At 78.2% G+C, this 12669-nt stretch carries 12 protein-coding genes and 1 pseudogene; 9 read left to right on the top strand and 4 right to left on the bottom strand.

What is annotated here, in order from left to right; all coding sequences use genetic code 11:
- Positions 1–11 precede the first annotated feature (11 nt).
- From ACOQFB_RS08130 to ACOQFB_RS08170, 9 genes are all read left to right on the top strand, one after another.
- On the top strand, positions 12–182 hold the full coding sequence (locus ACOQFB_RS08130; protein ID WP_494492527.1) for a hypothetical protein: 171 nt from the start codon (positions 12–14) through the stop codon (positions 180–182).
- A complete protein-coding gene (locus ACOQFB_RS08135; protein WP_494492528.1) occupies positions 158–2461 on the top strand; it encodes an LPS-assembly protein LptD in 2304 nt (767 codons plus the stop codon). Before ACOQFB_RS08130 ends, ACOQFB_RS08135 begins: the two co-directional genes overlap by 25 nt.
- A gap of 129 nt (positions 2462–2590) precedes the next feature.
- Positions 2591–3235 (top strand): TetR/AcrR family transcriptional regulator, encoded by a 645-nt coding sequence (locus tag ACOQFB_RS08140; RefSeq protein WP_421610227.1) that lies wholly within the window; start codon positions 2591–2593, stop codon positions 3233–3235.
- 227 nt (positions 3236–3462) lie between these two features.
- Complete coding sequence (gene serA, locus ACOQFB_RS08145) at positions 3463–5049, top strand: phosphoglycerate dehydrogenase (RefSeq protein WP_421610226.1); 1587 nt, start codon at positions 3463–3465, stop codon at positions 5047–5049.
- Between the two features lie 88 nt (positions 5050–5137).
- Positions 5138–5887: a cell division FtsX domain-containing protein gene (locus ACOQFB_RS08150; protein ID WP_421610225.1), complete on the top strand. Its 750-nt coding sequence runs from the start codon at positions 5138–5140 to the stop codon at positions 5885–5887.
- 43 nt (positions 5888–5930) lie between these two features.
- Positions 5931–6980 (top strand): ATP phosphoribosyltransferase regulatory subunit, encoded by a 1050-nt coding sequence (gene hisZ / locus ACOQFB_RS08155; protein WP_059439586.1) that lies wholly within the window; start codon positions 5931–5933, stop codon positions 6978–6980.
- 133 nt (positions 6981–7113) lie between these two features.
- Positions 7114–8412 (top strand): adenylosuccinate synthase, encoded by a 1299-nt coding sequence (locus tag ACOQFB_RS08160; RefSeq protein WP_059439585.1) that lies wholly within the window; start codon positions 7114–7116, stop codon positions 8410–8412.
- Positions 8413–8463: 51 nt separating this feature from the next.
- Positions 8464–9390: a hypothetical protein gene (locus tag ACOQFB_RS08165; protein WP_421610224.1), complete on the top strand. Its 927-nt coding sequence runs from the start codon at positions 8464–8466 to the stop codon at positions 9388–9390.
- Between the two features lie 306 nt (positions 9391–9696).
- Positions 9697–10104, top strand: a complete 408-nt coding sequence (locus ACOQFB_RS08170; RefSeq protein ID WP_421610223.1) for a hypothetical protein — start codon at positions 9697–9699, stop codon at positions 10102–10104.
- A gap of 17 nt (positions 10105–10121) precedes the next feature.
- Here the strand turns inward: ACOQFB_RS08170 and ACOQFB_RS08175 are convergent, their stop codons facing one another.
- The 4 genes and pseudogenes from ACOQFB_RS08175 to ACOQFB_RS08190 form a co-directional block, all read right to left on the bottom strand.
- A complete protein-coding gene (locus tag ACOQFB_RS08175) occupies positions 10122–10937 on the bottom strand; it encodes an FHA domain-containing protein (RefSeq protein ID WP_421610222.1) in 816 nt (271 codons plus the stop codon).
- Positions 10938–11090: 153 nt separating this feature from the next.
- Positions 11091–11351, bottom strand: a complete 261-nt coding sequence (locus ACOQFB_RS08180; RefSeq protein ID WP_421610221.1) for a hypothetical protein — start codon at positions 11349–11351, stop codon at positions 11091–11093.
- A gap of 9 nt (positions 11352–11360) precedes the next feature.
- Complete coding sequence (locus tag ACOQFB_RS08185) at positions 11361–12251, bottom strand: MBL fold metallo-hydrolase (RefSeq protein ID WP_494492575.1); 891 nt, start codon at positions 12249–12251, stop codon at positions 11361–11363.
- A 57-nt stretch (positions 12252–12308) separates the two neighbouring features.
- Positions 12309–12659, bottom strand: a pseudogene (locus ACOQFB_RS08190) (ComEC/Rec2 family competence protein); the annotation flags it as partial.
- Between the last annotated feature and the right edge of the window lie 10 nt (positions 12660–12669).

Raw genomic sequence — 12669 nt, forward strand, 5'->3', positions numbered from 1 at the left:
GCCCCGCGCCCGTGATCGCGCTCGCTGCAGTCGCCGCGGCAGGGCTGCTCGCCCTGTCCGCCCCGCCGTCCGCCGCCGCCACCCCCGAGGACCTGACGGTCGAGGCCGGCACGGTCACGTACCGGGCCACACCGGCCGGTACCAGCTCGAGGGCGGGGTGGTGCTGCGGCGCGGGCTGGTGACGCTGCGCGCCCGCAGCGCCTCGTACGACCCGTCCACCGGCGAGGTGGACGCGATCGGCGACGTGCTGCTCACCGACGCGACCCGGGCCGTGGCGGCCGACGGCCTGCGGGCCGTGATGGACGGCGGCTTCAAGGCCGAGCACGTGGTGGCCTTCCTCAAGGACGGGCCGGTGGCGATGGGCGACGCCACCGCCATCGAGGACGCGCGCCGGCGGGGGCGGAACCGCGCCACGTTCACCGGCGCGACGCTCGAGGGCGAGCGCTCCGGCCACCTGCGCCTGGGCGACGCGCGCCTGACGCTGTGCGACTGCGGCGGCGGCGCGCCGTCGTGGGAGCTGCGCGCCCGGCGCGCCGAGGTCGAGCCGGGGCACCACGCCACCCTGTCCTGGCCGGTCCTCTACGTCACCCCGCGCTTCCTGTTCGTGGACCGGCCGGTGCCGGTGATGATCCTGCCCTGGCTGTTCCTCCCGCTCGGCGAGCGGCAGACCGGCCTGCTCTTCCCCACGGTGGCCTCCACCGGCGCGACCGGCTTCGGGGTGGCGCTGCCGGTGTTCGTGACGCTGGGCCGCAGCGCGGACGCGACGGTCACCCCCGAGTACCTGTTCGGCCGCGCCCGCGCCGACGTGGCCGCCGGGCAGCCCGCGGTGCGCGGCGCCGGGCTGAAGCTCGAGCTGCGCTGGGCGCCCGCCGAGGACGCGGCCGGGGAGATCGAGCTGCACGGGATCGACGACCAGGACCGCGAGCCGGGCGGCGGGGGCGGCGGCCGGCTCGGGATCCTCGGCACGCACGGCCAGCGGCTGGGCGCGTCCGGCCGGCTGCGCGCCGACGTGGCGCTCGCGAGCGACCCGGTCTGGTTCCGCGACGCCACCGGCGACGTGCTGCTGCGCAGCGCCTACTACCGCCGCTCGGCGCTGCTCGCGTCGTTCGCCGGCGACGCGCTGGTGGTGGAGGGCGGCGCCGCGTACCACCAGCCGCTCACGCCGTCGGGCTGGTACCCGGACGCCACCGGCGCGCGCCCCGCCTACGGCACGTTCGGCGCCGACCTGCCCGCGTTCCACCGCTGGCCCGGCCTGGCGGCGACGCTGCTCCCGGAGGCGCTCGGGCCGTTCCAGGTCTCCGGCCGGCTCGGCCTCTCGCGCTACGCCACCGTGAACGGCGACTCCGGCGCCACCTTCACCGCCGGCGACCCGGGCGCCGCCCGCGGCTTCGTCACCACCTCGCGCGAGGGCGTGAGCCGGCTCGACGCGCGCGCCGAGCTCTCGGCCCCGCTCCGGCTCGGGTCCGCGCTGACCGTGACGCCGTACGCCCGCGGCGCCGCGCTCGGCTACCGCTTCGACACCGGGCGCTCGCCGGCGGTGGTGGCCTGGGGCCTCGGCGGCGCGGCGCTGTCCTCCGAGGTCTCGCGCCGCTACGGCGCGCTGCTCCACCGGATCGTGCCGCGGCTGGAGCTGCGCGCGGGCACGCCGGCGTTCGGGTCGGAGGACGGGTCGCTGCCCCTGCGGGCGTACGACGCCTGGGACCGCGTCGGCGACGACGTGCAGCGCGGGCCGGTGTCCGCCGCGCAGCCCGCGGGCCAGCCCGCCGGCTCGCTGACCGCGGCGTCCGACGGCGCCTTCCGCCAGCTCCGGGCCTCGGTGGAGAGCCGCCTCGACGGGCCCGGCGGCAGCCTGCGCCTCCAGCTCGGCCAGGACTTCGACCTGGTCCGCGGCGCCACCGGGGAGACGTTCTTCTCGGCCGCGGCGCACCGCGGCCCCATCACCGCCGACGTGTCCGGGCGCGTGCTCGCGTTCCAGGGGCGGGCGGTGCCCTCGCCCGAGCCGAGGTTCCCGTCCTGGCTCGACCACTTCACCGAGCTGCACGGCTCGATCACCGCCGCGGACCGGCGCGGGGACCTGGTGCGCGCCGGGCTGGTGGCGGTGGGGCCGGGCGCCTCCGGCCAGCTCATGGCCGGGGTGGACGCGCTGTTCGACCTCCGCCCGGCGGCCATCGACGCCTCGGCGCAGGGCTCGGCCGGCTTCCGGGGCGTGCTCGGCGGCGCCACCCTCGGCTACGACGCGCTCTTCACGGTGCGTCCGATCGAGGTCGCGCGCTGCAGCGGCGCCGGGACCCGCCGGGTGGACGCCGGGCAGGTGCAGCAGCACGCCGGGAGCGTCACCTGGAACTCGCCGTGCCGCTGCTTCCTCGCACGCCTCGTGGTCCGGGTGAACGACTGCGGCGAGACGTCGTACTCGGCCGCCATCGATCTCTCCCGGGCGGGCGAGCGCGCCGCGGTGCGTTGAGGCGCCGGGGGCCGAGGGCCGGCCCGGCTTCACCTTGCGTGCGCGTCCGGGCGATCCCGGGAGGGTAAATCGCCCGCCGCGCGGATTCGGCGGTTGCCGGGCGGCCGCGATCGACCGAAGAATCAGCGGGTGAGCCGAGCGAGAACGCGGCCGGCGCCCTCCGCGGGCGCCGCCGGCCGAGCCGAGCCCGAGAAGCGCCGCGCCATCCTGCACGCCGCCGTCCGCGTGTTCGCGGAGCGCGGCTACCACGGCTGCCGGATCGCCGACGTGGCCCGCGCCGCCGAGGTCGCCTACGGCCTCGTCTACCACTACTTCCGGAACAAGGACGAGCTGCTGGAGAGCGTGTTCGCCGAGCAGTGGACCATCTTCATGAACGCGCTCGCGGCCATCGACGCGGGCCCGGGGAGCGCGGAGGAGAAGCTCGCCGGGATCTTCTCGTTCGTGTTCGACGTCTACAAGACCGCGCCGGCCGCGGTGCGGGTGCTGATCCTGGAGGTCACGCGCACGCCCCAGGGGCTCCGCGCCGGCTCGACCCGCGAGACGTTCGAGAAGGCGGTGGAGCTGGTCGCGGGCGTGGTGCGCCAGGGGCAGGCGCGCGGCGAGCTGCGCGCCGACGCGGACCCGCTCATCGCCGCGGCGGGGCTGCTCGGCGCCCTCGAGCTGGCGGTCTCGGCGATGGTGGTCGGGATCGTGCCCGCCGGCAGCGAGGCCGAGATCGACCGCGTGAAGCAGCAGGCGGTGGACAACGTGCTCTCCGGGCTGCGGCGCCGCTAGCGCCCGCAGCGCCGCCCCCGCCGCGACGGCCGCGCCGCGACGGCCGCGCCCGGGCGTGCGCGCGAGCCCGCCGGGACCACGTCATTTCCCGGCGGGGTATCTCTCTTGATGGGGGTCAAGACGCGTTGACGCGCCCGTTGCCGGCCACTAGGTCCCTCCTCCCCCGCAGCTCGACCGACAACGTGAACGCCCGCGTGCGACCCCCTAGCCCGGGCGGGAGGAGATCGATGGCAGCCCGTGTCCTCGTGTCCGACGACCTTTCCCCGGAGGCCGTGGCCGTCCTGAAGCAGGCCGGCCTCGAGGTGGACGTGAAGGTCGGCCTCAAGCCCGACGCGCTCGAGGCCATCATCGGCGACTACGACGCGCTCGCGGTGCGCAGCGCGACCAAGGTGACCGCGAAGCTGCTCGAGAAGGCCTCGCGGCTCCGCGTCATCGGGCGCGCCGGCGTGGGCGTGGACAACGTGGACCTCGACGCCGCCACCCGCCGCGGCGTGGTGGTGATGAACACGCCGGGCGGCTCGTCGATCACCGTCGCCGAGCTCGCGCTCTCGATGATCCTGGCGCTCTCCCGCCACGTGCCGGCCGCCACGGCCAGCGTGAAGGCCGGCAAGTGGGAGAAGAAGCGGTTCCAGGGGCACGAGCTCGCCGGCAAGACGCTGGGCGTGGTCGGCATCGGGAACATCGGCTCGGTGCTGGTGGACCGCGCGCTCGCCATGAAGATGCGCGTCGTCGCCTACGACCCGTTCATCTCCGCCGAGGCGGCCGCCAAGCTGGGCGTCGAGCGCGTCGAGCTGGACGCGCTGTGGGCGCAGGCCGACGTGGTCTCGCTGCACGTCCCGCTCACCGAGCAGACCCGCAACCTGGTGGACGCGAAGGTGCTCGCCCGCATGAAGAAGGGCGCGCTCCTGGTGAACTGCGCCCGCGGCGGGATCGTGGACGAGCGCGCGCTCGCGGACGCGCTCGCGTCCGGGCACCTGGGCGGCGCGGCGCTGGACGTGTTCGAGCAGGAGCCGCCCCCGGCCGACCACCCGCTGTTCGGGCTGGACGGGTTCGTGGCCACGCCGCACATCGGCGCCTCCACCGAGGAGGCGCAGTCGGCGGTGGCGGTGGCGGTGGCGGAGCAGCTCGCCGCCTACCTGAACCACGGCGTGGTGAAGAACGCGGTGAACGTGCCGGGCCTGCCGCGGGAGATCATGGACCAGCTCGCGCCGTTCCTCCCGCTCTGCGAGAAGCTCGGGTCGCTCGCGGCGCAGCTCGCGCCGCAGGGGCCGAGCGAGGTCACGGTGGAGGTCGCCGGCGAGCTGGCCGCCGTGCCCATCCGCCCGCTCGCCGCGCGCACGCTGGCGGGCTTCCTGCGCCACCACCTCGAGACGCCGGTGAACGACGTGAGCGCCCCGGCCGTCGCGAAGGAGCGCGGGATCGCGGTGCGCGAGGTCCGCTCCGCCGAGCCGCACGACTACGCCAGCCTGGTCACGGTGACGGTGCGCGGGCAGGGCGGGGAGGCGCAGGTCGCGGGCACCGTGTACGGCAAGCGCGAGGCCCGCCTCGTGCGCGTGGACGGCTTCCGCCTGGAGGCGGTGCCGGAGGGCCACGTCATCCTGTGCGAGAACGACGACGCGCCCGGCGTGGTCGGCAACCTCGGCACCGCGCTCGGCGCGGCCGGGGTGAACATCGCGCGCATCTCGCTGTCGCGGCTCGACGACCACTCGCGCGCGTTCGCCTTCCTGAACGTGGACTCGGCGCCCGCCCCCGGGGTGCTGGAGCAGGTGCGCAGGCTGCCGCACGTCCGGGCGGTCCGCTCCATCCACCTGTAGCCGCGCCCGCGCCTTCCCGGCTTCCGCCCGCCCGTCCCGGTCCCCATGTTCCGACCGGGGCGGGTTCTTCCCCGCCGGGAGGGATGACATGGCTTCGACGGAGATCCAGGAGCGACGCGAGGGGAGCCTCCCGCGCCTGTCCTGGGGAGCGGTGATCTCGGGCGTCCTGCTGGCGCTCGCGGTGCACGTGGTGATGGGGCTCCTGGGCGGCGCGATCGGCTTCGCCGCGCAGCCGGCGGACTCCGGCGCGCTGGGGGCGGGGGCGGCCATCTGGGCGCTCCTCACCCCGTTCGTCGCGACGCTGCTGGGCGCCTGGCTGGCGGTCCGCATGGCGGGCCGCGAGGACGAGGCGGGCTCCAACCTGCACGGCGTGATGGTGTGGTGCATCGGCCTGCTGGCGGGCGCCGTGTTCCTGGCCGGCACGCTCGCCACCGGCGCGATGGCGGCCGGCGCGTCGGCGAGCGGCAACGCCGGCGTGATGCGGCAGATGGGGATCGGCCGGACGCAGCCGGGCCCGGCGCGGACCGAGCAGGCGGCGGACCAGGCCGGCGCGGCGGCCGCCGCGGCGGCGGGCGGCGGGGCCATGGCGGCGCTGTGCGGGCTGCTCGGCGCGTTCGCGGGCGCGGCGGTGGCGCGGCGGCGCGCGCAGGGACGCGGGCGCGGGCTGGGCTGGCGCATCGCGGTGCACCGCACCCACGACGTGGGCGCCGGCGCCGAGCACCCCGCCGGCCTGGGCGCGGGCGGCGCGTACGGCGCGGGCACGCGCGTCCCGCCCGCCGGCCGCGATCCGCGGACCGAGATCCCGGGCGCGCCGCCGTCGGATCCGTACCACCACTGATCGCTTCGCAACCCGGGCGGGAGCGAATAGAGTCGGGCGCGCGATGCTCGACCTCTCGCTCCCGTCCGGCCTCCGCGACCTGCTGCCGGACCACTCGGCGCACCTGGCGGAGCTGTCCTCCAAGCTCCACGACGTGTTCTCCCGCTTCGGCTACCGGCGCGTGTTCCTGCCCACGCTGGAGCGGCTCGACGTGGTGGAGCGGGGGCTCTCGCCCGCGGCGCTCGCCGACGTGATGAAGTTCGTGGAGCCGGGCTCGGGCGAGGTGGTCGCCATCCGGCCGGACATCACCCCGCAGATCGCCCGGCTGTACGCGGCGCGCCCGGACGCGCTGCCGTCGCCGGCGCGGCTCTGCTACGACGGCCCGGTGCTCCGGGCGCGCGAGGCGCGGGCGGGCCGGCCGCGCGAGGTCTACCAGGCCGGCGTCGAGCTGCTCGGCGCGGGCGGCCCCTCCGCGGACGCCGAGGCCCTGGTGCTGCTGGCGCGGTCGCTGGAGCGGGTGGGCCTGAAGGCGCCGCGCGTCGAGGTCGGGCACGCGCGCTTCGCCGAGGCGGTGATGGAGGCGGCGCGGCTGCCGGAGCGCCTCCGGGCGGCGGCGTGGGAGGCGCTCTCGCGCAAGGACCGGGCCGCGCTCGGCGCGGCCGCGGCGAAGGGCCGCGGCAGCGGCGAGGCGCGCGAGGCGGTGCCGCAGCTCGCCGGCCTGTTCGGCGACGGCGCGCTCGACCGGGCGCGCGCCATCGCCCGCGCCGTCCCCGAGGCGGCGGCGCCGCTCGCCGAGACCGAGGCGGCGCTGCGCATCGCGCGGCGGCGCGGCGTCCGCGAGGTGGCGGTGGACCTCGGCGAGGCGCGCGGCCTCGGCTACTACACCGGCATCACCTTCGCCGGCTACGCGCCGGGCGCGGGCGCCGCGGTGGCGCGGGGCGGCCGCTACGACGGGCTGCTCGCCCGCTTCGGGCGGCCGGGGCCGGCCATCGGCTTCGCGGTGGACCTGGAGTTCGCCACCCAGGCGCTGGAGCGCGCGAACGGCCGGGGCCGCGGCGTCCGGCCGCGGCGCGCGTCCGCCCGCGGCGGTCGCGCGGGCGCACGTCCGCGCTAGCGGATCCGGGAGGCGGCTGGTAAGGTGTCGCACCTGCGCGTCCCGCCCGCGCCCGGTCCACGGGTGCGCGTGCGCGGCGCGGGACGGCAGCCGTCCCGCGTCCGGGTGGGCCCGCCGACAGGGAGAGCCAAACATGCCGAACGTGGTCGTCGTCGGAGCCCAGTGGGGCGACGAGGGCAAGGGCAAGATCGTCGATCTGCTGACCCAGTACGCCGACGTGGTGGTGCGGTTCCAGGGCGGGAACAACGCCGGGCACACGCTGGTGGTCGGGGGCGAGAAGACCGTCCTCCACCTCATCCCCTCCGGCATCCTCCACCCCGGGAAGTCCTGCGTCATCGGGAACGGCGTGGTGATCGATCCCGAGGTGCTGGTCCTCGAGATCGACCGGCTGAAGGCGAAGGGCGCGCTGAAGGACGACGGCCAGCTCGTCGTCTCGCTCGACGCCCACGTGATCATGCCGTGGCACAAGGCCATCGACGTGGCGCGCGAGCAGGCCATGGGCGAGGGCAAGATCGGCACCACCGGCCGCGGCATCGGGCCGACCTACGAGGACAAGGTGGCCCGCCGCGGGCTGCGCATCCGCGACCTGCTCGACGAGGCGCGCCTCGCCCGCAAGGTGAAGGAGCGCGCCGCGCTCGCCCGCGAGGAGCTGGCGCGCCTGGGCGCGAAGCTCGAGCTCGACGAGCCGGCGCTGGTGAAGCGCTACGCCGAGCTGGGCCGCCGCGTGGCCGGCTACGCCACCGACGTGTCCATCTGGCTGCACCGCGCGCTGCAGCAGGGCAAGTCGCTCCTGTTCGAGGGCGCCCAGGGCACCATGCTCGACGTGGACCACGGCACGTACCCGTTCGTCACCAGCTCCAACACGGTGGCCGGGAACGCGGTGGTCGGGTGCGGCCTCGGGCCCACCGCGGTGGACTACGTGCTCGGCATCTCCAAGGCCTACTCCACGCGCGTGGGCGGCGGCCCGTACCCCACCGAGCTGAAGGACGAGACCGGCGAGCGGCTGCGCAAGATCGGCGGCGAGTACGGCGCCACCACCGGCCGCCCGCGCCGCACCGGCTGGCTGGACGCGCTCGCGCTCCGCTACGCGGTGCGCGTGAACGGGCTCTCCGGCATCGCCATGACCAAGCTCGACGTCCTCACCGGCTTCGAGACGGTGAAGATCGCGGTCGGGTACCGGCTCGACGGCAAGGTCCTCGACGAGATGCCGAGCGACCCCGAGGTCATCGAGCGCTGCACGCCGGTGTACGAGGAGCTGCCCGGCTGGACCGAGAAGCTCGAGCACCTGCGCACCTGGGACGACCTGCCGCCGCGCGCACGCGCGTACGTGAAGCGGGTCGAGGAGCTCGCCGGCGTGAAGGTCGTCGGCTGCTCCGTCGGCGCCGACCGCGGCGAGACCATCCTGGTCGAGAACCCGTTCCTGGCGCGCTGAGCGCCGCCCGCAGGCGGGCGCCCCGGCTCAGGCCGCGGGCGCCCGGCTCGCATGCGCCGACTCCTCCTCCTCCCGCTGGCCGCGCTCCTCGCCGGGCTGCCCGCGCGCGCCGCCGAGCCGTCGGCGCACGCGGCGGCGCTCGACGCGCAGGGCGCGGCCCGCCGCCGGCTGGGCGACGCCGCCGGCGCGCTCGAGGCCTACCGCCAGGCGGTGCGCGCCGCGCCCGAGTGGGCCGAGCCGCGCGCGGCCATGGGCGAGCTCCTCCTGGCCGCCGGCGCGGCCGCCGAGGCCGCCGAGGCGTTCACGGTGGCGGCGCGCCTGTCGCCCGAGCTGGCGCCGGCGTGGTGCGGGCTGGCCGTCGCGGCGCGCCGCGCGGGCGAGGCCGGCCGGGCCGCGGAGGCGGGGCGCCGCTGCACCGCGCTCCGCCCGGACGATCCCGCCGCCTGGCGCGGGCTCGCCGAGGCGCTGCGCGACGCCGGGGACCTCGCCGGCGCCGTCCGCGCCCGCGAGGCCGAGCTGCGGCTGGCGGAGGCCGGCGGCGCGCCGGCGTCCGACGTGGAGGCGGCCCGCGCCGCGCTCGCGGCGGCCCGCGCGGCCGCCGAGGCGCCGGGCGCCGGCGCGGGGCTGGAGCCGCCGCCGCCGAACGCCGGCGCGGTGGCGAAGCTCGCGCAGGGGGACCGTGCGTTCACGGCGGGTGAGTACCGCGCGGCGCTGTTCGCGTACCAGGACGCGGTCTACCTCGACCCGGGCAGCGCGCCGGCGCGGGTGAAGCTGGGCCGCGCGTACCTGGCGCTGCGCTACCCGGAGCAGGCGCTCGCGCAGGCCGAGCAGGCGCTGGCCCTCGATCCGTCGAGCGCCGACGCGCGCCGCCTCGCGGTGGAGGCCGGCGGCGCCCCGCCGGCCGCCGTGCCCGCCGCTGCGACCGCGGCGCCTGCGCCGGAGCCGGCGCCGGCCGGCGCCCCGGCGACCCAGCCCTGAGAGCACGAGAACCCATCCCCTCCCGTCGCCGCGGCGGCCGATCCGCGTCGCATCGCGTCGTTGCTCCTCCCTCACATGCCTCGGGGCATGCTCGGTCGTCGCGCCTCGCGCTGCTCGCGTCTCGACCGCCTGGCTCGGTCCGGGGATTGATTCACGCGCTCTGAGGGCGCGCGAACGGACGTTCACGCGGCGTTCCGCGGGGTTCCGCGCGGGCGCGGCGGGGCGTCCGGGGGCACCTCTCCCGGGCGGCCCGGCGGCGCGCCGGGTGGGATGGCCTGGCTCCGCGCGCGGCCGTACACTTGAGGCATGGAGGCGGCGCGGACCTACCGGACCCGCCTGCCGCTCCGGATCGCGGTCGCCGCCGCGGCCGCGCTCTGGGCCGGCGTGCTGGTCGTGCTCCTGGCGGCCCCGGGCTCGGAGGCGCGCTCGGTGCTCTCCGCCGGCGCGTTCGTGGCGTTCTTCCTGGCGTTCACGTTCGTCTACCGGAAGACCTGGATCGCGGTGACGCCGGACGGCATCGTGGCCGCGACGCCGCTCCGCATCCGTCCCGTGCGCTTCGACGAGATCGTCGAGATCGTGGTGCAGGACGGGCTGGCGGGGAGGGTGTACGCCGTGTTCACCCGCCGCGGCCTGGTGCAGTTCACCAGCCTGTTCGCGCGCCACCGCGAGCTGTTCGAGTTGCTGCTGGAGCGCGCGCAGCTCCAGCGCCGCTAGTGCCGCCGAGCGCCGCCTCAGGACCCGGCCGCCGCGAGCGCGAGCGCAGAGAGCGCCAGCAGCAGCGCCGCCAGCCGCCGGGGCACGCGCGGGCGCCGGGGGCGCGCCGCCGGGCGGGCCGGCGCGGAGGCGATCGCGGCAGGGGCGGGCGCGGCCGGCGCGGCCGCCGGCACCACCAGCGCGAGCGCGCAGCCGCCCACCTCCAGCTCGTCGCCGGGGGCGAGCGCGCGCGGGCCGCGCTCCACCGCGACCCCGTTCACCCGCAGGCCGTTCTTCGCCCCCAGGTCCTCCACCGTGATCGCGCCGCCGCGGACCCGGACGCGCGCGTGGAGGCGCGACGCCTGCGCGTCCGGCAGCCGGAGGTCGGCGCGGCGGCTCCGGCCGAGGGTCTGGTCGGGGCCGAGGGGCAGGCGCGCGCCGGCCGCGGCGCCGTCGAGCACGAGCAGGTGCGGCCTCGACGGCGCGGGCCCGCCTGCCGCCCCGGCGCGCAGGATCCCGGCCGCGCAGGTGCGCGTCCCCCCGTCGGCGGGCGATCCGGCGCCGGGCCCCGGCGGCGCCAGCGCGAGCTCCGCGCCCAGGAGCGTGGCGCGCTCGCCGGGCCGGAGCAGCCGGCGGCCGCCGGGCGGGACGGGGTGCCCGCCCACGCGCGCCCCCGCCACCGCGGGCTCCACCACCACGCCGGCGTCGCAGGGGAGCAGCCGCAGGGCGGCCGGGGGGAGGCCGGAGAGGACGATCCCGTCCGCCTGCGAGCCGCCCGCCGAGACCGCGGCCGCGACGAGGATCGCCGCCGCGTCGTCGAGGCCCGGGGCGCGGGCGTGGACCGTGTGGCGCATGCGCGGCGGGGTTCCACGCCGCGTGCCAGCCGGGCGGCGCCGGGAGATCGCGAGCCGCGGCGGCATCGCGCGCGGCGGCGGCGCGCCCGGGGTCCGCGGCGCGGACATCGTGGCCGCGCGGGGGCCGCGCCGGGGCCGCGCCGGGGCCTCGGCTCAGCGGCCGGCGGGGACCACCGTCCAGCGGCTCTCGGCGCGGGAGCGCGCCGACGGGTCGCCCTCGAAGCGGAGGTACCCGTTCATCTCGAGCGTGTCCACCAGCTCCTCGGCCTCGAGGTCGGAGCACCCCAGCTCGCTCGCGACCACGTCGCGGAAGTAGCTCCGGCCGCGCAGGTAGCCGACCGGCGGCTCGGTGCTCGGGATGTGGCGCTGGATGCGCTCGGCGAGCGCCGCCAGGTCGATGTCCTCGATGCTCATGCGCGGAAGCTAGGGCTGCTCCCGCCAGGTGGCCAGGGCGTCCAGCACGGAGCCGGCCTCCACGCGCCGGACCGCCCGGCCGTCGGACAGGAAGCGGACGGCGCCCTCGTCCGTGCGCAGCACCTCGGCGCCCGCGGCCGCCCAGCGGGCCAGCGGCTCCGGGTGCGGGAAGCCGAAGCGGTTGTGCGCGCCCAGGCACGCCACCGCCCAGCGGGCCCGGACCGCGCGCACGAACGGCTCGGTGGAGGAGGTGCGCGAGCCGTGGTGCGGGATCTTCACCACCTCGGCGCGGAGCCCGCCGCGCGCCACGGCCGCCGCCTCGCCGGCCGCCTCGACGTCGCCCGGGAACAGGAACGCGGTCGCGCCGTAGGTGGCGCGCAGCACGAGCGAGGCGTCGTTCGCGGCGAACGGCGTCCGGTCGCCGCCCAGCGCCTCGAAGCGGACCCCGGCGCGCTCCCAGGCCTCGCCCGGCGCGAGCGCGACCGGCGCCAGCGCCGCGAGCACCTCGCGCGCCGGGCCGTCGCCGCGGTCGCCGTTCGAGTACGCGCGGGCGATCGGGAAGGCGCGCGCCACCGCCTCCAGCCCGAGCACGTGGTCCGGGTGCGGGTGGGACACGAACACCGCCTCGAGCCGGCGCACGCCGAGGTCGCGCAGCAGCGGCACGAGGTCCCGGGCGCCCGGATCCGGCCCGCCGCCGGCGGCGCCGCCGCCGTCCACCAGCACCGCGCTCCCGTCCGGCAGCCGGAGCAGCGCCGCGTCGCCCTGGCCCACCGACACGAAGATCACCTCCAGGCCGCCGCGCGCGCGGGCGGCCGCCGCGCGGAGCGGGCCGGGCAGGAGCAGCAGCCCCGCGGCGAGGGTGGCCGCGCCGAGGCGGAGGCGCCGGGGCAGCGCCGGCACGCCGAGGACGAGCGCGGTGGCCGCCGCGGCCGCCCACCCGCCCGGCGAGGCGAGCCCCACCGCGCCCCAGCGCGGCGCGGCGGCGGCGTCCGAGACGGCCCGCAGCGCCGCGGCGAGCGGGCCGGCCACGAGCAGGAACGGCGCCGCCGCGAGCGGCGAGGCCGCCGCCGCCACCGCGGCGAGGGCCGCCAGCGCGGTGAGCGCGGCGCCGAGCGGGATGGCCGCCACGTTCGCCGCCACCCCGAGCAGCGGGAGTTGGCGGAAGTGGAATGCGAGCACCGGGGCGGTGGCGATCGTCGCGGCGACGGTCGCGGCCGCGCCGGACAGGAACGGCTCGAGGAGCCGCGCGCGCCACGTGCCGGGGGCGGGGCGGGGGCCGGGATCGCGCGCCGGAGCGGGGTCGCCCACAGGGCGAGGC

Origin of the sequence: Anaeromyxobacter sp. Red801 (assembly GCF_049201065.2) — a bacterium.
Lineage (GTDB): Bacteria > Myxococcota > Myxococcia > Myxococcales > Anaeromyxobacteraceae > Anaeromyxobacter.

Coding starts and splice junctions, on each gene's coding strand:
- serA (WP_421610226.1), top strand. CDS start 3,463: ATGGCAGCCCGTGTCCTCGTGTCCGACGACCTTTCCCCGGAGGCCGTG.
- ACOQFB_RS08150 (WP_421610225.1), top strand. CDS start 5,138: ATGGCTTCGACGGAGATCCAGGAGCGACGCGAGGGGAGCCTCCCGCGC.
- hisZ (WP_059439586.1), top strand. CDS start 5,931: ATGCTCGACCTCTCGCTCCCGTCCGGCCTCCGCGACCTGCTGCCGGAC.
- ACOQFB_RS08160 (WP_059439585.1), top strand. CDS start 7,114: ATGCCGAACGTGGTCGTCGTCGGAGCCCAGTGGGGCGACGAGGGCAAG.
- ACOQFB_RS08165 (WP_421610224.1), top strand. CDS start 8,464: ATGCGCCGACTCCTCCTCCTCCCGCTGGCCGCGCTCCTCGCCGGGCTG.
- ACOQFB_RS08170 (WP_421610223.1), top strand. CDS start 9,697: ATGGAGGCGGCGCGGACCTACCGGACCCGCCTGCCGCTCCGGATCGCG.
- ACOQFB_RS08175 (WP_421610222.1), bottom strand. CDS start 10,937: ATGCGCCACACGGTCCACGCCCGCGCCCCGGGCCTCGACGACGCGGCG.
- ACOQFB_RS08180 (WP_421610221.1), bottom strand. CDS start 11,351: ATGAGCATCGAGGACATCGACCTGGCGGCGCTCGCCGAGCGCATCCAG.